A 23247-nucleotide genomic window follows, 5' to 3' on the forward strand; every position below is an offset into this window, starting at 1 on the left:
ATAACAATGATCAGGTTGGCATAAGGGTTGCTGTACTAACAGATAATATCTTCCGGGAGCTGTACGAGCACTGATTATTGCTCCTTTACCTGTGCTAAAAACGAAAGGACGGGCATCGCTATGAATATATTCGATCATTATCGTCAGCGTTATGAAGCTGCCAAGGACGAAGAGTTCACACTGCAGGAATTTCTGACAATCTGTAAACAGGATCGCAGTGCATACGCCAACGCCGCAGAGCGACTGTTAATGGCAATCGGTGAACCCGTGATGGTGGACACCGCTCAGGAGCCACGTCTTTCCAGAATCTTTTCTAACCGGGTAATGGGCCGTTACCCGGCGTTCGAAGAGTTTTACGGTATGGAAGAAGCGATTGAACAGATCGTCTCTTATTTGAAACACGCGGCACAAGGCCTTGAAGAGAAGAAACAAATTCTCTATCTGCTGGGTCCGGTCGGGGGCGGTAAATCCTCGCTGGCGGAACGTCTCAAATCTTTGATGCAACGCGTTCCTATCTATGTGTTGAGCGCCGATGGCGAACGGAGCCCGGTTAACGATCATCCACTGTGCCTGTTCAATCCTCAGGAAGACGCCCATATTCTGGAGAAAGAGTACGGCGTGCCGCGCCGCTACCTTGGCACCATTATGTCGCCATGGGCGGCTAAACGCCTCCATGATTTCGGCGGGGATATCACCCGCTTTAAAGTGGTGAAAGTGTGGCCGTCGATTCTGGAGCAGTTAGCTATTGCTAAAACAGAGCCGGGCGACGAAAACAACCAGGATATCTCCGCGCTGGTCGGCAAGGTGGACATTCGTAAACTGGAAAACCATGCGCAGAACGATCCCGATGCTTACGGCTACTCGGGCGCGCTGTGCCGGGCTAACCAGGGCATCATGGAATTTGTGGAGATGTTTAAAGCACCGATTAAAGTGCTACATCCCCTGTTGACCGCCACCCAGGAAGGTAACTACAACGGTACCGAAGGCATTTCCGCCCTGCCGTTTAACGGTATCATTCTGGCCCACTCGAACGAATCGGAGTGGGTGACGTTCCGCAACAACAAAAACAACGAGGCGTTCCTTGACCGTGTGTATATTGTTAAGGTGCCTTACTGCCTGCGCGTGTCCGAAGAGATTAAGATTTACGAGAAGCTGCTGAACCACAGTGAGTTGTCTACCGCGCCTTGCGCACCAGGCACCCTGGAAACGCTGGCGAGATTCTCTATCCTTTCGCGACTTAAAGACCCGGATAACTCCAGTATCTACTCAAAAATGCGTGTGTATGACGGTGAAAGTCTGAAAGATACCGATCCTAAGGCGAAGTCCTGGCAGGAGTATCATGATTACGCCGGCGTCGACGAAGGGATGAACGGGCTGTCAACGCGTTTCGCCTTTAAGATTCTGTCCCGCGTCTTCAACTTCGATCACACTGAAGTGGCAGCCAACCCTGTTCACCTGTTTTATGTGCTGGAGCAGCAAATTGAACGCGAGCAGTTCCCACAGGAGCAGGCGGAAAAATACCTTGAGCACCTAAAAGGTTATTTAATTCCGAAATACGCTGAGTTTATTGGCAAAGAGATTCAGACGGCTTATCTGGAATCCTATTCCGAATACGGTCAGAATATTTTCGATCGCTATGTTACCTATGCCGACTTCTGGATCCAGGATCAGGAATATCGTGACCCTGACACCGGACAGCTTTTTGACCGCGAGTCGCTCAATGCGGAACTGGAGAAAATCGAGAAGCCTGCCGGGATTAGTAATCCTAAAGACTTCCGTAATGAAATTGTCAATTTTGTGCTGCGTGCGCGTGCGCACAATAACGGTCGCAATCCAAACTGGACCAGTTATGAGAAACTGCGTACGGTGATTGAGAAAAAAATGTTCTCGAATACCGAGGAGCTGTTGCCGGTTATTTCGTTTAACACGAAAACCTCTACGGATGAGCAGAAGAAACACGATGATTTTGTCGATCGCATGATGGAAAAAGGCTATACCCGCAAACAGGTTCGCCTGCTGTGTGAATGGTATCTGCGCGTGCGTAAATCGTCCTGATCAGAGTCTGTAAGCAAACCGGTGCGGGATAGCACCGGTCTCTTAAGGTCGGGACAACCCGGCCTGCTTGCAATGTAGTTTGGGGGAACATCATGGCCTATTTTATCGATCGCCGACTAAACGGTAAAAACAAGAGCGCGGTCAACCGCCAGCGCTTCTTGCGTCGTTACAAGTCTCAGATTAAGCAGTCGATCTCCGAGGCCATTAACAAACGCTCGGTCACCGACGTCAGCAGTGGCGAATCCGTTTCTATTCCGATTGATGACATCAACGAACCGATTTTCCATCAGGGACGCGGCGGGCAGCGCCATCGCGTCCATCCCGGCAACGACCACTTTGTGCAAAATGACCGCGTGGAGCGGCCGCAGGGCGGCGGTGGCAGCGGTTCAGGCCAGGGCAACGCCGGTCAGGACGGTGAAGGTCAGGACGAGTTTGTTTTTCAGATTTCTAAAGACGAATATCTGGACCTGCTGTTTGAAGACCTGGCCCTGCCCAACCTGCGTAAAAACCAGCATCGCCAGCTGAATGAGTATAAAACCCACCGCGCCGGTTTTACGTCTAATGGTGTACCGGCCAACATCAGCGTGGTACGCTCGCTACAGAACTCGCTGGCGCGCCGTACGGCGATGACCGCAGGTAAGCGCCGCCAGTTGCATGAGCTTGAGGATGCGCTGACGACGGTTGAAAAATCTGAACCGGCTCAGTTGCTCGAAGAGGAGCGCTTACGCAAAGAAATTGCCGAGCTGCGAGCACGTATCGATCGGGTGCCCTTCATTGATACGTTTGATTTACGCTATAAAAATTTTGAAAAACGCCCTGAGCCGTCCAGCCAGGCCGTGATGTTCTGTCTGATGGACGTTTCGGGTTCAATGGACCAGGCCACCAAGGACATGGCAAAACGTTTTTATATTTTGCTCTATCTGTTCCTGAGTCGAACCTATAAAAATGTCGAGGTGGTCTACATTCGCCACCATACTCAGGCGAAAGAAGTTGATGAGCAGGAGTTTTTCTACTCACAGGAAACCGGCGGCACTATCGTGTCGAGTGCCCTTAAGCTCATGGATGACGTGGTGAAAGAGCGTTACGATCCGGCACAGTGGAATATCTATGCCGCGCAGGCCTCCGATGGCGACAACTGGGCCGACGATTCCCCCCTGTGCCATGAGATTCTGGCAAAGAACATTTTACCGGTCGTCCGTTACTACACCTACATTGAAATCACGCGTCGCGCGCATCAGACACTGTGGCGCGAATATGAACATCTGCAGTCTGTATTTGATAACTTTGCGATCCAGCACATTCGCGAGCCGGAGGATATCTATCCGGTCTTCCGTGAACTGTTTCACAAGCAGGCGATGGAAGCCTGACACATCAAGCCGACGCTCTGTCGGCTTTTTTTTTGCGTAATAACCTGTTAAAACATGGCCTTTCCTGCAACAACTCCTCCAACTCCTCTATTAATATCGTTTAACCGGATTAACCAAGGCATTAGCAATTGATATAAATTGCAAAATGACCATGACAACTCATTGATAAAACATTATCTTGCAGAGATAGCATGGATGTTTCTACACATTAGCTGACATTGACTGCCGAATCTCAGGAGACCGCGTTTGAACCACACTATTGTTTATAGTCTTTTTATTATTGGCTCCGTGCTGGTTGCGTCGAGTATCTTACTCAGCTCTTTTTCATCCCGTCTTGGCATTCCTATTCTGGTGATATTTCTGGCACTGGGCATGCTGGCCGGCGTGGATGGCATTGGCGGCATCGCCTTCGATAACTATCCCGCCGCTTACCTTATCTCTAACCTTGCTCTGGCGATTATCCTGCTGGACGGTGGGATGCGTACCAAAGCCAGCTCCTTCAAGGTGGCGCTGGGGCCGGCCCTGTCACTGGCAACGGTAGGCGTAATGATTACGGCTGGCCTGACCGGCGTGGCCGCGGCCTGGCTCTTCAGGCTGGATATGATGCAGGGCTTTCTGATCGGTGCCATTATTGGCTCTACCGATGCGGCAGCCGTTTTTTCACTGCTTGGGGATAAAGGCCTGAACGAACGCGTCAGCTCAACGCTGGAAATTGAGTCAGGCAGCAACGATCCCATGGCCGTGTTTCTCACTATCACGCTGATTGAAATGATCGAGCAGGGCAAAACCGGTCTTGACTGGATGTTTCTCGTGCATCTCATCCAACAGTTCGGCCTGGGCATCGTACTTGGACTGGGCGGCGGCTGGGCCCTGCAGCAGCTCATAAACCGCATCAACCTGGCACCCGGCCTGTATCCCTTGTTGGCACTCAGCGGCGGGATTCTGGTGTTCGCCCTGACAACGGTGCTGGAAGGCAGCGGCATTCTGGCCGTGTATCTGTGCGGCTTTTTACTGGGTAACAGCCCCATCCGTAACCGATTTGGCATTCTGCAAACCTTTGACGGTATGGCGTGGCTCAGTCAGATAGGGATGTTTATCGTGCTGGGCCTGTTGGTCACACCTTCCGATCTCTGGCATATTGCGGTTCCGGCAATGATCCTCTCCCTGTGGTTGATTTTGGTTGCGCGCCCCCTCTCCGTGTTTATCGGCCTGTTGCCCTTCCGCGGTTTTACAGGCCGTGAACGGATTTTTATCAGCTGGGTAGGCCTGCGGGGCGCGGTTCCGATCATCCTGGCGGTATTCCCGATGATGGCCGGACTCGAAAACGCATCACTCTATTTCAACATCGCCTTCTTTGTCGTGCTGGTCTCCCTGATGCTGCAGGGCACCTCGCTGGGCTATGCGGCAAAAAAAGCCAAAGTGGTGGTACCGCCCACGGCATCGCCTGTCAGCCGAATTGGGTTAGATATCCACCCGGAAAATCCCTGGGAGCAGTTTGTTTACCAGCTCAGTGCCGACAAATGGTGCGTGGGCGCTGCGCTGCGTGATTTACAGATGCCGCGTGAAACCCGCATTGCTGCCCTGTTTCGGGATAATGTGCTGATGCATCCCAACGGGGCGACACGATTAAAAGAAAACGACGTTATCTGCGTGATTGGACGCGAGCGTGACCTGCCTGCGCTAGGAAAAATGTTCAGTCAGTCGCCGCCCGTCGCGCTGGATCAGCGTTTCTTTGGTGACTTTATTCTGGATGCCGACGCGCGCCTGAACGACGTGGCGCAAATTTACGGCCTTGAACTGGACGAACAGACCAATGCTCAACAATCGCTCGGGCAGCTGATGCTTGGCATGCTGGGTGGCACGCCCGTCGTGGGCGATCAGGTTGAATGGAATCAACTGACCTGGACCGTGGCGGAAAAAGAAGATAATCAGATTGTGAAAATTGGTGTGCGCCCAAGTGAAGACAAAGAATAATCTTACTTCGCTGGCGCGTTAAATGGGCTGAATTGCACTACGCTTTTATAACATTCAGTGAAAACGGGAGTTATCCATGGGTCACGTGGTTAAAATTGGTCGCTACGAAATTGTCGATGCAGAATTCAGCAGCGAAAAACCGCTGACAGTGAGTATTCCCTGCCACACCAACCCCGGACTGAGCTATCAGCTCGACGGCTGGGATCACGACACCAGCGTTCCGGCATGGATCGACGATAAAGAGGTCATTTTACATATCGCTCACTACGATAAGCAGCAAGACCGGTGGGTATTAAAAGAACCGGCCTGAGCCTGAGTATTACCGCCAGTCAGTTGATTTGGCGGTAATTCCTAAAAAGTGGCCCTGGCCGCACGGCTTATAGGTTATACTTTTAAAATATTATTTTCCAAATCAGCCATTTAAGCCAATTCTGCGCAATTTTCACCTGGTTTTTTAAGAATTCTTCCGTATTAACTCCGTCAAATATCTCCTGCATACTCTCTTTCAGTGCTGCAATTTTACGTGACTCAAATCACGCTTAGTAACGGTTTATTTGTAGCATCAATGGCTCTAATGACTGTAACAAACTGAAAACATCCCGGTTTCGGGTTTTCAGTCGTTAACCCCTGAACGCGTACTTGATTCTGGTCAGGCCATCTTTTACTTAATTAAGAGAGCAGGTTTTATGGCAAGTACAATGGTAATAAACAATGCGAGTCGCTCATGGAGCGGTCTTCGTAAGAATATTCTGGTAAAGTTTGCACTGAGTTTTTCAGACCTTATTGCGCTGAACCTGGCGCTGTTTCTCTCTGCCGCTACCGTGCAGGGTATTTGGGGAGATTTGGATGCGTTTATTCCGCCGCATCAAATTGAAAACCGTTTTATTGCGCAGTTTATTATGTCGGTATTATGTACCGGCTGGTTTTGGATGCGCCTGCGTCACTACACCTACCGCAAACCCTTTTGGTTCGAACTGAAAGAAATTGTGAAAACACTGGTTGTTTTCTCCCTGCTCGATCTGGCATTAATCGCGTTTTCTAAATGGGACTTCTCCCGCATGGTGTGGGTGTTCAGCTGGAGCTATGCCCTGCTACTGCTGCCGCTGCTGCGCGCAGGCGTTAAAAGTGCCATTAATAAAGCCGGTCAGTGGCAAAAAGAAACCATCATTATTGGCTCTGGCCGTAACGCTACCGAAGCCTATGCGGCCTTACAAAGTGAAGAAATCCTGGGATATAACGTTCAGGCATTTATTTCCGTAGAAGATGCGCCGCTGCAGCAGAGCGTGAATGGCGTACCGGTCATTTCTGCCAACGATATTAACTGGAGCACCATCGATCGCGACAACGTGCAGTTTATTGTCGCGATGGAGTACGAGCAGCAGCCGGAGCGCGATCGCTGGTTGAAGTTTCTGTCAAAAATGAACTGCCGGTCAGTATCGGTGATCCCAACCCTGCGTGGCGTCCCGCTTTACGGCACGGATATGTCGTTTATCTTTAGCCATGAAGTGATGATTTTGCGCGTCAGTAATAACCTGGCAAAGCATTCGTCACGTTTCCTGAAGCGCAGTTTCGATATTGTTGTGGCGTCGTTACTGCTGCTGTTCCTGGCGCCGGTCTTTGCCCTGCTCTGCTATATGGTCAAGCGTGATGGGGGCAATGCCATCTATGGTCACGAACGTATCGGGCAGGATGGCAGAAAGTTCAAGTGTCTGAAGTTCCGCTCAATGGTGACCAATTCCAAAGAGGTGCTGGAAAGCTTGCTGGCAACCAGTGAAGAAGCGCGTCGGGAATGGGACAAAGACTTTAAGCTCAAGAAGGATCCGCGTATTACCCGCATCGGCGGCTTCCTGCGTAAAACCAGCCTGGATGAGCTGCCGCAGCTGTGGAACGTGATCCGCGGGGAGATGAGCCTGGTGGGACCGCGTCCGGTAATTGAGGCTGAACTAGAGCGCTACGCCGGCGATGTGGATTACTACCTGATGGCGAAACCGGGTATGACTGGGCTATGGCAGGTCAGCGGACGTAACGATATCGATTACGACACCCGCGTCTATTTCGACTCCTGGTATGTTAAAAACTGGGCGTTATGGACAGACATCGCCATCCTGTTTAAAACGGCCGGTGTGGTTTTCCGCCGCGACGGCGCCTACTGATTTAGCATGCGATGCCTGTTTCAGCAGGCATCGCCATTTGCTCCCGGTAATTTGCTTTCCTTTTTCGCTGTTAATCATTACCCTCTTTCCTCGCTTTATCGAACGTTTACCCTCTGGTTGCTATGCAAAAATATACCTTATTGCTATTGAGCCTGGTGCTGCTGGCACCTTTAGGCATTGATCTCTATTTACCCACGCTGCCGCAGATTGCTGAAGGCTTATCGACGCCCGTCGCCCTGGTACAAACCACGATCCCGCTTTTCTTACTGATTATGGGGCTGGGACAGTTGGTCAGTGGCCCGCTGGTGGACAACTATGGCCGTAAGCCCATCGCCTTACTGGGCCTGGCGCTGTACATCGCCGGCAGCGTCATTGCCGCGACGGCGACCACTTTCCCGCTATTTTTAATTGCCCGACTGGTTCAGGGCTGCGCGGTCTGCTGCAGCGCGGTGGTGGCTTTTAGCGGCGTGCGTGACCGACTCAGTGGTGATGACGCCGCCCGGGCTTACGGCTTCCTGAACGGGGCACTGAATATTGTGCCTGCTCTGGCGCCGTTGCTGGGTGGCATTCTGGCCAGCGCCTTCGACTGGCGCGCGCCGTTCTGGTTCCTGTGTGCCTATGCGGCAGTCGTGATGCTAATGGTCATCATCTGGCTGCCTGAAACGCGTCCGGCGGATACGCTGCGCGTGAAGGGCCTTCCGATAAACCAGTACGCCGCGATTCTCCGCCAGCCGCGCTTTTTGGCGTTTGCCTTTGCCAATGCCGGCGCGCTGGGGATGGTGCTGACCTATGTCTCGCTGGCCCCGCAGGTATTAATGACCGAAGGGGGACTTTCGCCTCTGGCCTTCTCGTTTGCCTTTGGTGCAAATGGTTTTTGGATCATGCTGGTCAGCGTGGTGGTGAATAAAGCGATTCGCAAAGCGGGCCGACCATTTTGCCTTGCCATCGGTTTTATCACCATGTTGACGGGTGCCGTTCTGCTTGTGGCGGGAATGACCTTGTTGCCTGACAGCCTGCAGTTCCATTGGGCGCTGTATATGTTCCCAGTGGCGGTCGCCGTAGCCGGGCTGGCTTTCACCGTTGGGCCAGCCACCAGCTATGCGCTGGAACCCTATCAGCAGCAGGCAGGCGTGGCCTCGGCGCTGCAGGGATTTATCCAGATGGCGGGAGGCGCAGCAGGCAGCCTGATCGTGGTGGCTCTGCCGGTAGCGGAGAAACTGTCATTAACGTTGATGATGCTGCTGGGCGCAGCGCTGGCCTTCCTGGCCTGGCGCTGCAGTAAGAAAATGCAAAGCCGGATTACCGCCGTTAACTGATTTTAACCGGAACGCGTGGGGCCAGCGCGCACATCAGCTCATAGCCCACCGTTCCGGCTGCTTTCGCCACCTGATCGATTTTGACATTTTCCCCCCATAACTCCACGGACGAACCAATGCCAGCCTGCGGGCACGGCGTGAGATCCACCGTTATCATATCCATCGAAACCGCGCCGACAACCTGCGTCATTATCCCGTCAACGGCAACCGGGGTTCCTGTCGGCGCATGACGTGGATAGCCGTCCGCATAACCGCAGGCAACCACGCCGATACGCTGCGGCTGGGTTGCATGATAGCGATAGCCATAGCCGACGCCATCACCGGCCTGCAACTGCTGTACGCCGATAATCTCGCTGCTCAGCGTCATGACCGGTTTTAGTCCGCTGCTGGCGATATCCTGCCAGTTCCCGCTTGGCGAAGCGCCATACAAGATGATGCCCGGACGTACCCAGTCGTAATGCGCTTCAGGATGCCACAACGTGCAGGCCGAATTGGATAATGACACCGGACTGTCCAGCCCTTCCGTAGCCTGTGCGATGCGTTTAAGCGGCTCGACGAGCCCGTCAGGATTTTCCGCATCGGCAAAGTGCGCCATCAGGGTAATGTCTCCGACATTTTCGAGCGCACGCAGCTTATGCCAGATTCCGTTGACCTGTTCAGGACGAAACCCCAGCCGGTTCATGCCGCTGTTGATCTTGAGATAGAGATCAACGGGCGCAGAGAGCGTGGCGTTTGCCAGGGCGTGAATTTGCCAGTTGCTGTGCACGCTGGTCGTCAGCCGGTAGCGATCAATCAATGCCAGATCGTCAGGGTGAAAAAAGCCTTCAAGCAGCAATATCGGCTTCTTCCAACCCTGCTCGCGCAGCAAAATGGCCTCTTCCATGTTGAGTAGCGCGAAACCATCCGTGGCGGACAGGCTTTCCCATACGCGGGCGATGCCGTGACCGTAAGCGTTGGCTTTTACCACTGACCAGACGCGTGACGTCGGGGCCGCCCGGCGCACAATCGCCAGATTATGTCGCAACGCCTGTTGATCGATGGTCGCGACAATTGGACGTGACATATTCCTCTCCCTGAAGGCTTAACGTACTGCGTTAACGTTACGAAGCGGCGATCGGGTCGCCGCAAAACCGGGTAAATAACGAAAGACGGTAAGATCGTCCGCGGCTATCGCGGATGAGGTACCGGATATGACGTCAGCCAGTAACTGACCGGAGCCGCACGCCATTGTCCATCCCAACGTGCCGTGGCCGGTATTCAGGAAAAGATTCGAAAGCGGCGTGGCACCGACTACCGGCGTCCCGTCTGGCGTCATGGGACGCAGACCGGTCCAGAAGCTGGCCTGACTGACATCTCCTCCCTCAGGATAAAGATCTGTGACCACCATCTCCAGCGTTTCGCGACGCGCCTCCAGCAGTTTGGTGTTAAAACCCACAATCTCCGCCATACCGCCGACGCGAATACGGTTATCGAAGCGTGTCACCGCCACTTTATAGGTTTCATCGAGGATCGTTGAAACCGGGGCGGCATCGGGATTGGTCACCGGTATGGTCAGGGAATAGCCTTTGAGCGGGTAAACAGGAATATCGACGATGTTTTTCATCAATGAGGTTGAGTAGGATCCCAGCGCGACCACATAGCTGTCACCTTTGATCACTTCCTCACCGCACTTCACCCCATAAATACGATTACCGTCACGCAGGAGCTGATCGATCGGCGTATTAAACCGGAAGACAACGCCAGCCTCTTCAGCCATTTTGGCCAGACGCTGCGTGAAAAGCTGGCAATCGCCGGTTTCATCGTTAGGCAGGCGCAAGCCGCCAGTGAGTTTATGCTGTGTTGCTGCCAGTGCCGGTTCCACGCTGGCCAGCTGGTGCGCCTCCAGCAATTCATAGGGCACACCGGCCTCGCGTAGCACCGCAATATCTTTGCTGGCGCTGTCGAACTGCTGCTGGGTTCGAAACAGCTGCAGCGTGCCGCCCTGACGACCTTCATAGGCGATGCCGGTTTCCGCACGCAACGCTTTGAGACAGTCACGGCTGTATTCGGCCAGGCGGACCATACGGCTTTTATTTTGCTGGTAGTGACGCATATCGCAATTGCGCAGCATGTTCCACATCCATTCGAGCTGGAAGCGACTGCCGTCCAGACGGATAGCCAGCGGCGCATGGCGCTGAAACATCCACTTCATCGCTTTAAGCGGCACGCCCGGCGCCGCCCAGGGGGCAGCATAACCGGGGGAGATTTGCCCGGCATTGGCGGCACTGGTTTCCATCGCAGGCTGAGGCTGACGATCGATCACGGTGACCTGGTGTCCGGCACGCGCCAGATACCATGCGCTCGTTACCCCTACTACGCCACTCCCAAGAATCACTACGTGCATAAGTCCCCCGCGAAATTAAAAAGCATAATCCACTGTGCAATGGTTTACATTCAGTGTGATCACAAAGTGGAAACATCCTCTAAACAATTCAACTATTTCACCTCTTTTTTCATCCGTAGGTAACTAAAATCATTTGACCCACTTAAATTCAGAGAGTTATGCGCCAATAGTGAAAAAATCAGGCATAAATGACATTGTCTATAGTTAATTCCACCACTTTCAGGAGAATCATTCAAAGCGCGCCTTTTGGCCCAATTCCAGAATATTGTGCTAATAAATACCTGCAATGTAGTCGGTAGAGCTATTTAATCCCAACCCCTTAAACCTGAAATGATTTTTCTGCCAAAGAATTCGTTTGAGTTCCCGGATCGGATAAGCGACAGTGAACTATCATTGATATGTTCACTCAGTTTTTTTGGGTTCCCTTTCTCAGGAAGAGCCTTAAATAAATCGCAACGGGCAACCCCACCGCGTGAGTCCGTTCGCCAAAACAGAGGTGCGCTATGACAACAATCTTTGACGATTCACTCATGGACAGCAAACGCATCAGCGATGGACCCGACTGGACCTTCGACCTGCTCGATGTCTATCTCGCTGAAATCGACCGCGTAGCCAAACACTACGGTCTGGATACCTACCCGCACCAAATAGAAGTGATCACCTCAGAGCAAATGATGGACGCCTACTCAAGCGTAGGGATGCCCATTAACTACTCGCACTGGTCTTTTGGCAAAAAATTTATTGAGACCGAGCAGCGCTACAAGCACGGCCAGCAGGGCCTGGCTTACGAAATCGTGATCAATTCCAATCCCTGCATCGCCTATCTGATGGAAGAGAACACGATGACCATGCAGGCGCTGGTGATGGCGCACGCCTGCTACGGGCACAACTCCTTCTTCAAGAATAACTACCTGTTTCGTAGCTGGACCGATGCCAGCTCCATCGTGGATTATCTGTTGTTTGCAAAGAATTATATTTCTGACTGCGAGGAGCGTTACGGGGTTGAAGAAGTGGAACGCCTGCTTGATTCCTGCCACGCGTTGATGAACTACGGCGTTGATCGCTACAAGCGTCCCCAGAAAATTTCGTTGCAGGAAGAGAAAGCGCGGCAAAAAAGCCGTGAAGAGTATCTGCAGAGTCAGGTGAACACGCTCTGGCGTACGCTGCCGCGCAAAGAGAAAGAAGCCACGCTGGTTGAGGCCGCGCGTTACCCTTCAGAGCCGCAGGAAAACCTGCTCTACTTTATGGAAAAGAACGCACCCCTGCTCGAATCCTGGCAGCGGGAGATTCTGCGCATAGTGCGTAAAGTGAGCCAGTATTTCTATCCCCAGAAACAAACCCAGGTCATGAATGAAGGCTGGGCCACCTTCTGGCACTACACCATCCTGAACCACCTGTACGATGAAGGCAAAGTGTCCGAGCGCTTCATGATGGAGTTTCTCCACAGCCATACCAACGTCATCTATCAGCCACCGTATAACAGCCAGTGGTATAGCGGGATTAACCCCTATGCATTAGGTTTTGCGATGTTCCAGGACATCAAGCGCATTTGCCAGTCGCCAACCGAAGAAGATCGTTACTGGTTCCCGGATATTGCCGGTTCTGACTGGCTAAAAACCCTGCATTTCGCGATGCGGGAATTCAAGGATGAAAGTTTTATCAGTCAGTTCCTGTCGCCAAAGGTTATGCGCGATTTCCGCCTGTTTACCGTACTGGATGACGATCGTAATAACTTTCTGGAGATCGCTGCCATCCACGATGAGGCGGGCTACCGTGCGATTCGTCAACAGCTCTCCGCTCAGTACAACCTGAGTAACCTGGAGCCCAACATTCAGGTTTACAACGTCGACCTGCGCGGCGATCGTTCCCTGACGCTGCGCTATGTCCCGCAGAGCCGTGCGCCGCTGGACAAAAGCCGCCGGGAAGTTCTTAAACACGTGCAACGACTATGGGGATTTGACGTTATTCTGGAACAGCAAAACGAAGACGGGAGCGTTGAGCTACTGGACCGTAATCCACCGCGCAACGCCCCGCTTTAAGCGGAATAAAAAAAACCGGACGCCATGTCCGGTTTTTTATTAACGTTTGCTGCCTAAATCGTCCGGCAACGTTTTTTGCATCGAATGCCAGATATCGCCACTCTGACGACCATAGCGACGGACACATTCAACGATTTCGTCCTGGGTAGGCTCTTTGTCACACAGGTTGAGCAGCGTTTGATAAAAATCGCGTGCCACCTTACGCGCTTCCGGGTTAGAAAAGTAGTGGCGTCCAACGCGGGTGTAAAGCCCTTTCAGCCCATTCAGGATCAGGCCATAAATTGGGTTGCCTGATGCGAACGCCAGCCCGCGAAACACCCGGTAATCCAGTTCGGTATAGCTGTCTACCTGGTCTTCAGCACTGTTTACGGCTTCCAGCACCTCGCGTGCCTTCTCTGGATAATGGCGTAAGGCGCGACTGATAAAGATCGAAGAAATATTGGTTCGGACAGATAACAGGTTATCGATCAGGGCGGGTACGCTGTCATGATCGAGACGCGCCAGGGTTTCAAGAATATTAAGACCCGAGGTTTCCCAAAAATTATTCACGCGAGTAGGTTTGCCGTGCTGAATCGTCAGCCAGCCGTCACGCGCCAGACGCTGCAGCACTTCGCGCAATGTGGTACGTGTTACACCAATCAGTTCAGAAAGCTCACGTTCAGCAGGAAGAATAGATCCAGGCGGAAAACGGCTGTTCCAGATGCTTTCAATTATATACTCTTCAGCAAATCCGGCTGGACTCTGCGCCTTAATAACCATAACTGTGTGTTCTCATTGCTTTCTGGATCGTAATGGGGACTCATCATACCAGACGCCCTATAGCGGATACAGACTGCACAACGATTAAAAGCGCGGTTTAGCACAAAATTAAGACAGATTACCGCGATCATTATGGCCGTATTTACGCCAGCCTTACCTCAGCGTTTTGGGCGGGCGCATTGCCACCACGCGGTTCCCTTGCTTGCGGGATGTGACGCGCAAAAGAACATCAATATCACGCGGTTATCAGAATTTTTGTTAAGTCATTAATCTGGATCAGTGCCAGGTCATGTTTGTACATAATTTTTACCCAACGCAGGATGGCGCGCAGCGACTTTTGGTTTACACTGCGGGGCATTAACGTTTACAGGGAATGCAATATGTTGCGATATTTAAACCAATGTTCGCGTGGTCGCGGGGCCTGGTTATTACTGGCCCTCTCTGCACTGGCCTTGGAGCTTACGGCGTTGTGGTTCCAGTATGGTTTGGGCTTCAAACCCTGTGTAATGTGTATTTATGTGCGCTGTGCGCTGTTTGGCGTAGTGGCTGCAGGGCTTATCGGGTTACTTCTACCACGTTCACTGTTACGGCTGGTGGCCATTCTGGTCTGGATCTACAGCGCCTGGGAAGGCCTGCGGCTGTCTTACGAACACACGATGATCCTGCTGCATCCCAATCCTTTTGTGACCTGTGATTTCGCGGCCCGTTTTCCAACGTGGCTGCCGCTGGATAAATGGCTACCGTCGGTGTTCGTCGCCAGCGGAGACTGCTCAGATCGTGGGTGGGAATTCCTGTCGCTCAGCATGCCACAGTGGATGATCGGTGTTTTCGCTGCCTATCTGTTGGTCGGCATTTTGGTTCTGATCGCGCAGCCGTTAAAACCTAAGCGCCGGGATCTATTTGGCCGCTAACGTTAAAAAGGCTGCCACTGGCAGCCTTTAATGTATGTGCATCAGCCGTTACGATCCGGCCGATCAATAATGTGATCTTCCCAGTCACGCACTTCGCTTTCCCGCACCGCAATATAACGCACCGAAATACGTTGAGCATGCATCTCGGTTTTGGAGCCCGCGCGCAGCGGATGCCAGGCCGGGAGCGGCTTCCCCTCGCCCAGCAGCCGGTAGGCGCAGGTACGGGGCAGCCAGTTGAAGGTGGTCAGGTTTTCGCGCGTCAGCTTGATACAGTCTTCTTCAAATTCAAACCGACGTTCGTAATTGCGACACTGACAGGTCTTTATATTGAGCTGATTACAGGCGACGTTGGTGAAATAGATTTCATCCGTATCGGCGTCCTGTAATTTGTTCAGGCAGCACTGGCCACAACCATCACACAAGGATTCCCATTCCTCATCGCTCATTTGTGCCAGGCGCTTATGTTGCCAGAAAGGGGTTTCAGTCATGATGATTGTCCAGATTTAGCCTAAACCGCACCTTATAAAGATATTGACGCGATGATGCAAGTTTTAGAGTACGCGCGTGCTGATGCCGTGGCCCGCAACAGAAACCTCAAGCGTATCGCCCGAGCGCATCGGCCCCACGCCTTCAGGCGTGCCGGTCAGGATGACATCACCCGCATGCAGGGTAAAATACTGACTCATATGTGCAATCAGTGGCAGAATTTTGTGGATCATATCGGCGGTGTTGCCCTGCTGGCGAACCTCACCGTTGACCACCAGCTTCAGCTCGGTATTCTGCGGGTCGCCTGAGAACTCAGCGACCGGAATAAATCCCGACACCGGACAGGCGTTATCAAAGGCTTTCGCTTTTTCCCACGGCTGCCCGGCTTTTTTTAAGCCTGCCTGCAGGTCACGCAGGGTTAAATCCAGCGCCACACCGTAACCGGCGATCGCTTGCGCCACGTGCGCTTCTGAAGCCTGCTTCAGGGTGGTGCCTATCAGTACGGCCAGCTCAACTTCGTGGTGCACTTCACCAAACGCATCGGGAACAGATAAAGGCTGGCGCAGATCGCACAAGGCCGTTTGCGGCTTAATAAAAATAACCGGCTCGGTCGGTGTCGCACTGCCCATTTCTTTGATGTGTTTCGCATAGTTGCTGCCCACGCAAACCACTTTGCTCACGGGATAATCTAACAAAGCGCCTTGCCAGTTACGATGCTGATACATGCTAATCCCCTGCTTAGAGTGCCGAAATGCCAGTCATGTCGGCGGATTGACGTTACTGACAGACAACACCTAAAGCCAGCCTGCCAGCTATCACTGAGATGCATAAACCTGACAGATGCGCGAGAATTGTCAATAAGTCAGCCAGGCTATTTGTGCGTCGCCGCCTTCATCTGACCGGTCAGGTTGCAAACAGCGCGCCGCAGCGGCGCGACTGTGCAATTATTATTCAGCCTCACGGGAATATAAATTTGCTGATGACGGCCCTGCAAAATTTATATTAAAGGAACAATCCGAGTTAATCTTTTCTATCCAGTTCGAGATGCGTTTTTAACAAACTTTCGATGGGTGGTGGAATTTGCAAATAATATCCCTGCTCGCTTAACCCCTGCTTCACTTTATTGATGTCCGCATTGGCCAGTTTGTCGCGCTGGGCCAGGTTCACCACCATCGCTAACTGAGGCTTACCAAAGCCTTTTAGCAGGGCCTCAGGAACGCGCGAAAAATCGTCTTTTTTTTCAACGTAGAGATAAGTCTGGTCGCGGACGGGACTTCTGTAGATCACACAAAACATATTTTTTACTCGAATTAACCAGCCGTGAGGCTTGTTTGAATATAGCGGTAACTATAACATGCTTGCAGTACTTCGAATATTCGCCGATCGCGCTTTAACGATGCTTTTATGATCGCTTAGCACAGGGTAGTAAAACAGGACTGAGTCGGGACAGATGCCGCAATCGCCAATCGAATTTAAGGGAAGCAGTTTTACCTTGTCCGTTGTTCATTTGCATCACCATGAGCCAGAGGTGATCCGCAAAGCGCTACAGGACAAAATTGACCAGGCTCCAGATTTCCTGAAAAACGCACCCGTGGTGCTGAATGTTGCGGCCCTTGATGCGGCCGTAAACTGGAAACAGATGCAGCAGGCCGTCAGCGCAACGGGGCTCCGTATCGTCGGCGTCAGTGGATGCAAAGACGAGGCGCTGAAAAAAATGATCGCCCGCGTCGGTCTTCCGGTGCTGGCCGAAGGTAAAGAGAGCCACAAGCGCGAAGCGCCGGAGCCGGAGTCAAAACCCGTTGCGACGGAAGCGCTGGTGGCGAAAACACGCATCGTTAACACGCCGGTGCGTTCTGGTCAGCAAATCTATGCCCGCAATGCGGATTTGATTGTCACCAGCAGCGTCAGCGCCGGCGCGGAACTGGTTGCCGATGGCAATATTCATATCTATGGCATGATGCGCGGCCGCGCGCTGGCGGGTGCCAGCGGTGACAGAGATTGCCAGATTTTTTGCACCAACCTGGCAGCAGAGTTGGTTTCTATCGCCGGGGAGTACTGGATCATGGATCAAATCCCCGAAGCGTTTTTTGCTAAAGCGGCACGCCTCTGCCTTCAGGACGGCGCGCTGACTATCCAGACACTTAATTAGGCCCCTTTTCTTTCGTTAAGGAAATCAACATTTATGGCACGCATTATTGTAGTTACATCCGGTAAAGGGGGCGTTGGTAAGACCACGTCAAGCGCGGCCATCGCCACCGGTTTAGCGCAGAAAGGCAAAAAAACGGTTGTCATCGACTTTGATATCGGCCTGCGTAACCTTGATTTAATCATGGGCTGCGAACGCCGTGTGGTTTATGATTTTGTTAATGTCATTCAGGGTGATGCCACGCTGAACCAGGCATTGATTCGTGATAAGCGCACAGAACAACTTTATATTCTGCCTGCCTCGCAGACCCGCGACAAAGACGCCCTTACCCGCGAAGGTGTTGAGAAGGTGCTGAACGATCTGGCAGAGATGGCGTTTGACTTCATCGTTTGTGACTCGCCGGCCGGCATCGAAACCGGTGCGTTAATGGCGCTCTATTTTGCCGACGAAGCCATCATCACCACGAACCCGGAAGTTTCCTCTGTACGCGACTCTGACCGTATTCTCGGTATTATTTCTTCCAAATCCCGCCGTGCGGAAACCAGCCAGGAACCGGTTAAAGAGCATCTGCTGCTGACCCGTTACAATCCTGGCCGCGTGAATCGTGGCGATATGCTGAGCATGGAAGATGTTCTGGAAATCCTGCGTATTCCTCTGGTCGGCGTCATCCCGGAAGACCAGTCGGTTCTTCGTGCCTCTAACCAGGGTGAGCCGGTAATTCTCGATGGTGAGTCTGATGCTGGTAAAGCCTATGCCGATACCGTTGACCGGTTACTCGGTGAAAGTCGCCCCTTCCGCTTTATTGAAGAAGAGAAGAAGGGTTTCCTGAAACGCCTGTTCGGGGGATAAACCATGGCATTACTTGATTTCTTTTTATCCCGGAAGAAGAACACTGCCAACATAGCCAAGGAAAGGCTACAGATTATTGTGGCAGAACGGAGAAGGGGCGACAGTGAGCCCCACTATCTTCCGCAACTTAAGCGCGACATTCTCGAAGTGATTTGCAAGTACGTGAAGATTGATCCGGACATGGTGACGGTTCAACTCGACCAGAAAGGGGATGATATCTCCATTCTGGAACTGAACGTCACGCTACCTGAAACGGAAGACGTGCCTAAATGACGTCGACCGTTTCCTGATTTTCCCCTGCGCTGTACTGGCAGGGGAAATTTCTTACATCTCGGCAAGGATGGTCATAATGCCGGGTTTCAGCACGTCGCCTCGCCAGCCTGTTAACAGTTCAGGTTCGCGGTTTTGTGGCTTCAGCCCCCAGTGCTGACTCAGTACCTGATTGATCTGTCGGCGCGATGCCAGCAGCTCCTGACTAAACCCGCTCTGCTCACTTACCTGCTGCACCAGTGCTTTGATCGCTTTAAACGCCCGCTTATAGTTCACATGATCGACCAGATTGCTTAACGGCGGCGGCAGCTCGCTTTCAGCCAGTCCGGCTGCGTCTGCGACCTGCGCCAGCATCGCCCTGCCGTGAAAACGAATCTCATGGCCAGATAAGCCCAGGTGATCTAACTCACCCTGCGAGCCCGGCATGAAACGGGCGACTTTCCACAGATTCTCTTCCCGCACCACAAAATTCACTGCCATGTCTTTTTCTCGGGCAACCTTGAGCCGCCAGGCCGCCAGACGTTGCAGCGCCGCCAGCTGGCGCGGACGCAGCTGCCAGGCATTGGTGATATCGCGCCAGGCATCTTCCGGCGCTAAGCTATCCAGCCGACGCTGGCACAGGTTTTCACATTCGCTCAGCGCCGCCGCCATGTTCCCTGCCTGCTCAACCTGTTGCATGAGTTGATGAGCAATCGGCAACAGGTAATGCACGTCGGCAGCGGCATACTGGCACTGCCGTTCCGTCAGCGGACGCGCCAGCCAGTCCGTGCGCGCCTCACTCTTATCTAATTCGACCTGGGTAAAGTGCGCCACCATGGAGGCAAATCCCCAGGAAAGCGGTTGACCGCTAAAGGCCGCCAGAATCTGTGTATCAATCATCGGCTGTGGCAGTACCGCAAAACGGTGCAGGAAGACTTCCAAATCTTCGCCGCCCGCGTGCAAAAATTTCGTGACGCGGGTATCCGTTAACAGTTCGATAAACGGTGACCAGTCACGGACAGGTAACGGATCGATCAACACCAGCTGTTCGCCATCAAACAGCTGAATCAGTCCCAGCTGTGGATAGTAGGTACGGGTACGGACAAATTCCGTATCCAGGGCGACGGCCGTATGCTGGCGTGCTTTGTTGCACACCTCGGCCAGGCGATCATCGTTATCGATCAGGGAATAGTTCACGTTCAGTTTTCACCGCAGCCGACAACGTGCGGTGCTCCATGTTAAAAGCAATAAAAACGCCGGACAGAGCCGGCGTTCAACCTGAATCCTGACGGTGAATCAACCCGTGTGGGTTTTCACCTCGTCGCGCAGTTCACGACGCAGAATTTTTCCTACATTCGTTTTGGGTAGTTCATCGCGGAACTCAACGATTTTCGGCACTTTGTAGCCGGTGAGCTGACGACGACAGTGATCGAGCAACTCTTCTTTGGTCAGCGAGGGATCTTTCTTCACCACACAGACCTTCACCGCCTCGCCCGACAGTTCGCTGGGCACGCCAATCGCAGCCGCTTCGCGCACTTTGGGATGCTGCATCAGAACGTCTTCAATTTCATTCGGATAGACGTTAAAACCTGACACCAGAATCATATCCTTTTTGCGGTCCACGATACGGATAAATCCTTCGTGGTCAACGGTAACAATATCCCCGCTGTGGAGCCAGCCATTTTTCAGGACTTCTGCCGTGGCCTCCGGATGCTGCCAGTAGCCATGCATCACCTGCGGACCCCGGATACACAATTCGCCGGGCTCTCCGGTTGGCACTTCATTGCCGTTTTCATCCAGAATGATCACGTCCGTAGAGGGCACCGGTAAGCCAATACTGCCCGTGTGGCAGCTGATGTCATAAGGATTGACGGAGACCAGCGGAGAGCACTCGGTCAGACCGTAGCCTTCCAGTAAATAGTGGCCGGTGAGTTTTTCCCAGCGCTCAGCGACCGCCTTTTGCACCGCCATGCCGCCCCCGGCAGAGAGGCGCAGGGTAGAAAAATCGAGTTTGGTAAAGCCATCGTCATTAAGCAGCGCGTTGAACAACGTATTTACGCCGGTAATGGCGGTAAACGGATATTTGGCGATCTCTTTAACAAAACCGGGAATATCACGCGGATTGGTGATCAGCAGATTCTGCCCACCCAGCTCAACAAACAGCAAGCCGTTAACGGTCAGCGCAAAGATATGGTAAAGCGGTAACGCTGTGACAACGCACTCCTTGCCATCCCGTAACAGCTTGCCGTAGGTGGCTTTCGTCTGTTCAAGGTTTGCCTGCATATTCCGGTGCGTCAGCATGGCACCTTTCGCCACGCCTGTCGTGCCGCCCGTGTATTGCAGAAACGCCAGATCCTCATTACTGACATCCGGGCGCTGATACGGCATTTTCTCTCCGGCTTCCAGTACGTGGCGAAACGCTATCGCACCCGGCAAATGGTACTTTGGTACCAGTCGCTTCACATACTTCACCACAAAGTTCACAAGGGTGGCTTTGACCGGTGCAAGCTGGTCGCCCATGCGGGTCAGAACAACGTGTTTGATCGCGGTCTCGCTGACGACTTTTTCTAACGTATGCGCAAAGTTAGAGACAATAACGATCGCGCTGGCACCGCTGTCATTAAGTTGGTGTTTTAATTCGCGCGGCGTATAGAGTGGGTTGACGTTGACCACGACCATTCCGGCCCGCAAAACGCCAAAGAGCGCAACCGGATATTGCAGCAGATTAGGCATCATCAGGGCAACTCGGTCGCCCTGTTTCAGTTTCAACTCATGTTGCAGATAGGCGGCAAAGGCCCGACTTTTTTCGTCCAGTTGGCGATAGGTCATCTTTTGACCCATGTTGTAAAAAGCAGGTTGCCCGGCGTAACGGGAAACGGCCTGCTCAAACAGATCAACCAGAGAGCGGTAACGATCAGCATTAATTTCGGCAGGGACGTCTGCCGGGTAGCGTTTTAGCCAAACCTTATTCAAGGATTCACCCCGATAATCTTGTTGTGTACTCATCGCCGCCTCGACAATCGCATTTGTTAACAATATTTTAACTGATTGTACCAGTTTGCTCTTCTTGTCATGTTGAGGTTGCGAAGTCCATCACTAAATTTCGTCTTTGCAGACAATACAAATAAAAAGCCCGGCAGCGAGCACCGCTACCGGGCTGAATAAAACAGGTAATGCTTACTGTGTCAGGATAGTTTCAACCTGTGCGGGCCCGCTGTTATACATTCCCCAGTACGGGTTAGGTCCCCAGTAGCCCCCACGATGGCGCGTCGGGCCATACCAAATCCACGGGTCAATGGGCTGCGGAGGCGCAACAATCTGGCGCGTCAGATGCCAGCGCTGATAGCCACGAACGTCGATGACCACAAACTGATAGGTGGCCTCGCCAATTTTGCCCTGCTCCGTGCCCTTAATCGTACCGAGCACCGTAACGTACTGATCTTTGACATCCGTCGGATCGACGAAGCCGGGAATGTCGGCATAGATGCGACCCACAGAGCTGGCGCCCAGTACGGGACGCGCGCCCTCATCCAGCGGCTGCGTCGCTATTTCCAGCCGGGTTTTGCCGTTACGGTTGAACACGTTAACCACCTTGCCGCCAAAGCGCGATTCCTGACCGACATAGATGGCCGGATCTTTCATCACCCGCAATAAGTCCTGCTGGGGCATGGCGGAATTGCCCTTAATATTATCCGGCACTGAAACACAACCACTTAAAACCAGGGCGCAGGCCAGTAGCAGACCGGCAACACCGTGACGACGAATTGACATGGGTATTCTCCTGAAAGTTGCTGTTTAGAGTGCTCCGATAACAATAAGTTGCGTCTCGTTTCAGCGTCCAGGCAGTTTTTTCCAGGCCACCTCGTTTCTCAGATAGGTGGGTTCTGCGTTTTCAGGCAATACCGTCGCGCCCTGCTGCAAAGCGGCGACGGCCAGCGGCAACATATCTTCTGCCGCAGGCAGTTCCACATGGCTGTTAACCAGCTGAAGGGCATGGCCCTGCTGCAGATCTGGCCAGGCCTGCCAGCCGGTTCCGGCAGTAAACCATTCGCCCTCCAGCGCCTGCATCCGCGTCAAGGCCGCGGCGGGCGACAGTACGCTCTCGCTCGCTTCACCCTGCCAGTGACCCTGCTCATCACGCTGATACTCGGCCCAGTAGACTTCGCCCATACGGGCATCTATCGCGGTTAATACCCGCGTGGCGCCGTGCAGCCGCCAGGCGCCCTGCGCCAGCGTGGCCAGCGTAGAGATGCCCGCCATGGGCAACGCCGCACCCAGTGCCAGCCCCTGAGCGATCCCGATACCAATACGCACGCCGGTGAAGCTGCCCGGACCGCGGCCAAATGCCAGCGCATCAAGTTGTGTTAGTTCCAACTGCTGAGACTGCAGCAGTTCTGCCACTAAGGGTAAAATTCGTTGGGTGTGATCGCGCGGCGCGATCTCAAAGCGCGCATCAATCTGCTGCCCGTTGAGCAGGGCTGCAGAACAGGCTTCTGTCGCTGTATCCAGCGCTAAAATTCGGACCGACATAACGACCTCAGAGGATTCAAAAACGGCGCG

The 23247-nt window shown here is 53.0% G+C and carries 21 protein-coding genes; 11 read left to right on the forward strand and 10 right to left on the reverse strand.

The window, feature by feature from the left end; genetic code table 11:
- The first annotated feature begins 120 nt into the window (after positions 1-120).
- The 6 genes from yeaG (at position 121) to ACPXSQ_RS07275 (ending at position 8865) form a co-directional block, all read left to right on the forward strand.
- Positions 121-2055, forward strand: coding sequence for a protein kinase YeaG (yeaG, locus tag ACPXSQ_RS07250; RefSeq protein ID WP_078828711.1), 1935 nt, complete (start codon positions 121-123; stop codon positions 2053-2055).
- Positions 2056-2147: 92 nt separating this feature from the next.
- Positions 2148-3422, forward strand: coding sequence for a YeaH/YhbH family protein (locus ACPXSQ_RS07255; RefSeq protein WP_013025992.1), 1275 nt, complete (start codon positions 2148-2150; stop codon positions 3420-3422).
- Positions 3423-3668: 246 nt separating this feature from the next.
- Positions 3669-5396, forward strand: coding sequence for a potassium/proton antiporter (locus ACPXSQ_RS07260; RefSeq protein ID WP_013025993.1), 1728 nt, complete (start codon positions 3669-3671; stop codon positions 5394-5396).
- 76 nt (positions 5397-5472) lie between these two features.
- Positions 5473-5706, forward strand: a complete 234-nt coding sequence (locus ACPXSQ_RS07265; RefSeq protein WP_013025994.1) for a DUF1480 family protein — start codon at positions 5473-5475, stop codon at positions 5704-5706.
- Positions 5707-6082: 376 nt separating this feature from the next.
- Positions 6083-7549: an undecaprenyl-phosphate galactose phosphotransferase WbaP gene (gene wbaP / locus ACPXSQ_RS07270; protein WP_014605710.1), complete on the forward strand. Its 1467-nt coding sequence runs from the start codon at positions 6083-6085 to the stop codon at positions 7547-7549.
- 122 nt (positions 7550-7671) lie between these two features.
- The gene (locus ACPXSQ_RS07275) at positions 7672-8865 is read left to right on the forward strand and encodes a multidrug effflux MFS transporter (RefSeq protein WP_013025996.1); all 1194 of its coding nucleotides are present in this window, start codon (positions 7672-7674) and stop codon (positions 8863-8865) included.
- On the opposite strand, the gene dadX is transcribed toward ACPXSQ_RS07275, so the two are convergent.
- Together dadX and ACPXSQ_RS07285 are read right to left on the reverse strand one after the other, a co-directional pair.
- Entirely contained in the window at positions 8858-9928 is a 1071-nt protein-coding gene (gene dadX, locus ACPXSQ_RS07280; protein WP_426143260.1) for a catabolic alanine racemase DadX, read from the reverse strand. The two genes, ACPXSQ_RS07275 and dadX, sit on opposite strands and share 8 nt — an antisense overlap.
- 18 nt (positions 9929-9946) lie before the next feature.
- Positions 9947-11248: a D-amino acid dehydrogenase gene (locus ACPXSQ_RS07285; RefSeq protein WP_013025998.1), complete on the reverse strand. Its 1302-nt coding sequence runs from the start codon at positions 11246-11248 to the stop codon at positions 9947-9949.
- A gap of 503 nt (positions 11249-11751) precedes the next feature.
- Between ACPXSQ_RS07285 and ACPXSQ_RS07290 the strand changes: the two genes are divergently transcribed.
- Positions 11752-13287, forward strand: coding sequence for a SpoVR family protein (locus ACPXSQ_RS07290; RefSeq protein WP_013025999.1), 1536 nt, complete (start codon positions 11752-11754; stop codon positions 13285-13287).
- A gap of 39 nt (positions 13288-13326) precedes the next feature.
- Here ACPXSQ_RS07290 and fadR read toward each other — a convergent pair whose 3' ends face one another.
- Complete coding sequence (gene fadR, locus ACPXSQ_RS07295) at positions 13327-14046, reverse strand: fatty acid metabolism transcriptional regulator FadR (RefSeq protein ID WP_013026000.1); 720 nt, start codon at positions 14044-14046, stop codon at positions 13327-13329.
- A gap of 380 nt (positions 14047-14426) precedes the next feature.
- Here fadR and dsbB point away from each other — a divergent pair, with 380 nt between their 5' ends.
- Positions 14427-14957, forward strand: coding sequence for a disulfide bond formation protein DsbB (gene dsbB / locus ACPXSQ_RS07300; protein WP_014605709.1), 531 nt, complete (start codon positions 14427-14429; stop codon positions 14955-14957).
- Positions 14958-14998: 41 nt separating this feature from the next.
- Here the strand turns inward: dsbB and ACPXSQ_RS07305 are convergent, their stop codons facing one another.
- The 3 genes from ACPXSQ_RS07305 to ACPXSQ_RS07315 form a co-directional block, all read right to left on the reverse strand.
- Positions 14999-15445, reverse strand: coding sequence for a YcgN family cysteine cluster protein (locus ACPXSQ_RS07305; RefSeq protein WP_013026002.1), 447 nt, complete (start codon positions 15443-15445; stop codon positions 14999-15001).
- Positions 15446-15508: 63 nt separating this feature from the next.
- Complete coding sequence (locus ACPXSQ_RS07310) at positions 15509-16168, reverse strand: fumarylacetoacetate hydrolase family protein (protein WP_014593843.1); 660 nt, start codon at positions 16166-16168, stop codon at positions 15509-15511.
- A 295-nt stretch (positions 16169-16463) separates the two neighbouring features.
- Positions 16464-16739: a YcgL domain-containing protein gene (locus ACPXSQ_RS07315; protein ID WP_013026005.1), complete on the reverse strand. Its 276-nt coding sequence runs from the start codon at positions 16737-16739 to the stop codon at positions 16464-16466.
- 154 nt (positions 16740-16893) lie between these two features.
- Between ACPXSQ_RS07315 and minC the strand changes: the two genes are divergently transcribed.
- The 3 genes from minC to minE are packed head-to-tail and all read left to right on the forward strand — an operon-like array spanning position 16894 to position 18711.
- A complete protein-coding gene (gene minC / locus ACPXSQ_RS07320; protein WP_013026006.1) occupies positions 16894-17592 on the forward strand; it encodes a septum site-determining protein MinC in 699 nt (232 codons plus the stop codon).
- 33 nt (positions 17593-17625) lie between these two features.
- The gene (gene minD, locus ACPXSQ_RS07325) at positions 17626-18438 is read left to right on the forward strand and encodes a septum site-determining protein MinD (protein WP_014593844.1); all 813 of its coding nucleotides are present in this window, start codon (positions 17626-17628) and stop codon (positions 18436-18438) included.
- A 3-nt stretch (positions 18439-18441) separates the two neighbouring features.
- Positions 18442-18711: a cell division topological specificity factor MinE gene (gene minE, locus ACPXSQ_RS07330; protein WP_010616394.1), complete on the forward strand. Its 270-nt coding sequence runs from the start codon at positions 18442-18444 to the stop codon at positions 18709-18711.
- Between the two features lie 51 nt (positions 18712-18762).
- On the opposite strand, the gene rnd is transcribed toward minE, so the two are convergent.
- The 4 genes from rnd to tsaB form a co-directional block, all read right to left on the reverse strand.
- Positions 18763-19884 (reverse strand): ribonuclease D, encoded by a 1122-nt coding sequence (rnd, locus tag ACPXSQ_RS07335; RefSeq protein ID WP_013026009.1) that lies wholly within the window; start codon positions 19882-19884, stop codon positions 18763-18765.
- Positions 19885-19983: 99 nt separating this feature from the next.
- Positions 19984-21660 carry a long-chain-fatty-acid--CoA ligase FadD gene (gene fadD / locus ACPXSQ_RS07340; protein WP_128392486.1) on the reverse strand — a complete coding sequence of 559 codons (1677 nt, stop codon included), beginning with the start codon at positions 21658-21660 and terminating at the stop codon, positions 19984-19986.
- 204 nt (positions 21661-21864) lie between these two features.
- Positions 21865-22458 (reverse strand): Slp family lipoprotein, encoded by a 594-nt coding sequence (locus ACPXSQ_RS07345; RefSeq protein WP_013026011.1) that lies wholly within the window; start codon positions 22456-22458, stop codon positions 21865-21867.
- Positions 22459-22518: 60 nt separating this feature from the next.
- Entirely contained in the window at positions 22519-23217 is a 699-nt protein-coding gene (gene tsaB, locus ACPXSQ_RS07350) for a tRNA (adenosine(37)-N6)-threonylcarbamoyltransferase complex dimerization subunit type 1 TsaB (protein ID WP_015700197.1), read from the reverse strand.
- Between the last annotated feature and the right edge of the window lie 30 nt (positions 23218-23247).

The sequence above is a fragment of the Pantoea sp. EEL5 genome (assembly GCF_049892805.1).
GTDB lineage: Bacteria > Pseudomonadota > Gammaproteobacteria > Enterobacterales > Enterobacteriaceae > Pantoea > Pantoea ananatis.

Coding starts and splice junctions, on each gene's coding strand:
- yeaG (WP_078828711.1), top strand. CDS start 121: ATGAATATATTCGATCATTATCGTCAGCGTTATGAAGCTGCCAAGGAC.
- ACPXSQ_RS07255 (WP_013025992.1), top strand. CDS start 2,148: ATGGCCTATTTTATCGATCGCCGACTAAACGGTAAAAACAAGAGCGCG.
- ACPXSQ_RS07265 (WP_013025994.1), top strand. CDS start 5,473: ATGGGTCACGTGGTTAAAATTGGTCGCTACGAAATTGTCGATGCAGAA.
- wbaP (WP_014605710.1), top strand. CDS start 6,083: ATGGCAAGTACAATGGTAATAAACAATGCGAGTCGCTCATGGAGCGGT.
- ACPXSQ_RS07275 (WP_013025996.1), top strand. CDS start 7,672: ATGCAAAAATATACCTTATTGCTATTGAGCCTGGTGCTGCTGGCACCT.
- dadX (WP_426143260.1), bottom strand. CDS start 9,928: ATGTCACGTCCAATTGTCGCGACCATCGATCAACAGGCGTTGCGACAT.
- ACPXSQ_RS07285 (WP_013025998.1), bottom strand. CDS start 11,248: ATGCACGTAGTGATTCTTGGGAGTGGCGTAGTAGGGGTAACGAGCGCA.
- ACPXSQ_RS07290 (WP_013025999.1), top strand. CDS start 11,752: ATGACAACAATCTTTGACGATTCACTCATGGACAGCAAACGCATCAGC.
- fadR (WP_013026000.1), bottom strand. CDS start 14,046: ATGGTTATTAAGGCGCAGAGTCCAGCCGGATTTGCTGAAGAGTATATA.
- dsbB (WP_014605709.1), top strand. CDS start 14,427: ATGTTGCGATATTTAAACCAATGTTCGCGTGGTCGCGGGGCCTGGTTA.
- ACPXSQ_RS07305 (WP_013026002.1), bottom strand. CDS start 15,445: ATGACTGAAACCCCTTTCTGGCAACATAAGCGCCTGGCACAAATGAGC.
- ACPXSQ_RS07310 (WP_014593843.1), bottom strand. CDS start 16,168: ATGTATCAGCATCGTAACTGGCAAGGCGCTTTGTTAGATTATCCCGTG.
- ACPXSQ_RS07315 (WP_013026005.1), bottom strand. CDS start 16,739: ATGTTTTGTGTGATCTACAGAAGTCCCGTCCGCGACCAGACTTATCTC.
- minC (WP_013026006.1), top strand. CDS start 16,894: ATGCCGCAATCGCCAATCGAATTTAAGGGAAGCAGTTTTACCTTGTCC.
- minD (WP_014593844.1), top strand. CDS start 17,626: ATGGCACGCATTATTGTAGTTACATCCGGTAAAGGGGGCGTTGGTAAG.
- minE (WP_010616394.1), top strand. CDS start 18,442: ATGGCATTACTTGATTTCTTTTTATCCCGGAAGAAGAACACTGCCAAC.
- ACPXSQ_RS07345 (WP_013026011.1), bottom strand. CDS start 22,458: ATGTCAATTCGTCGTCACGGTGTTGCCGGTCTGCTACTGGCCTGCGCC.
- tsaB (WP_015700197.1), bottom strand. CDS start 23,217: ATGTCGGTCCGAATTTTAGCGCTGGATACAGCGACAGAAGCCTGTTCT.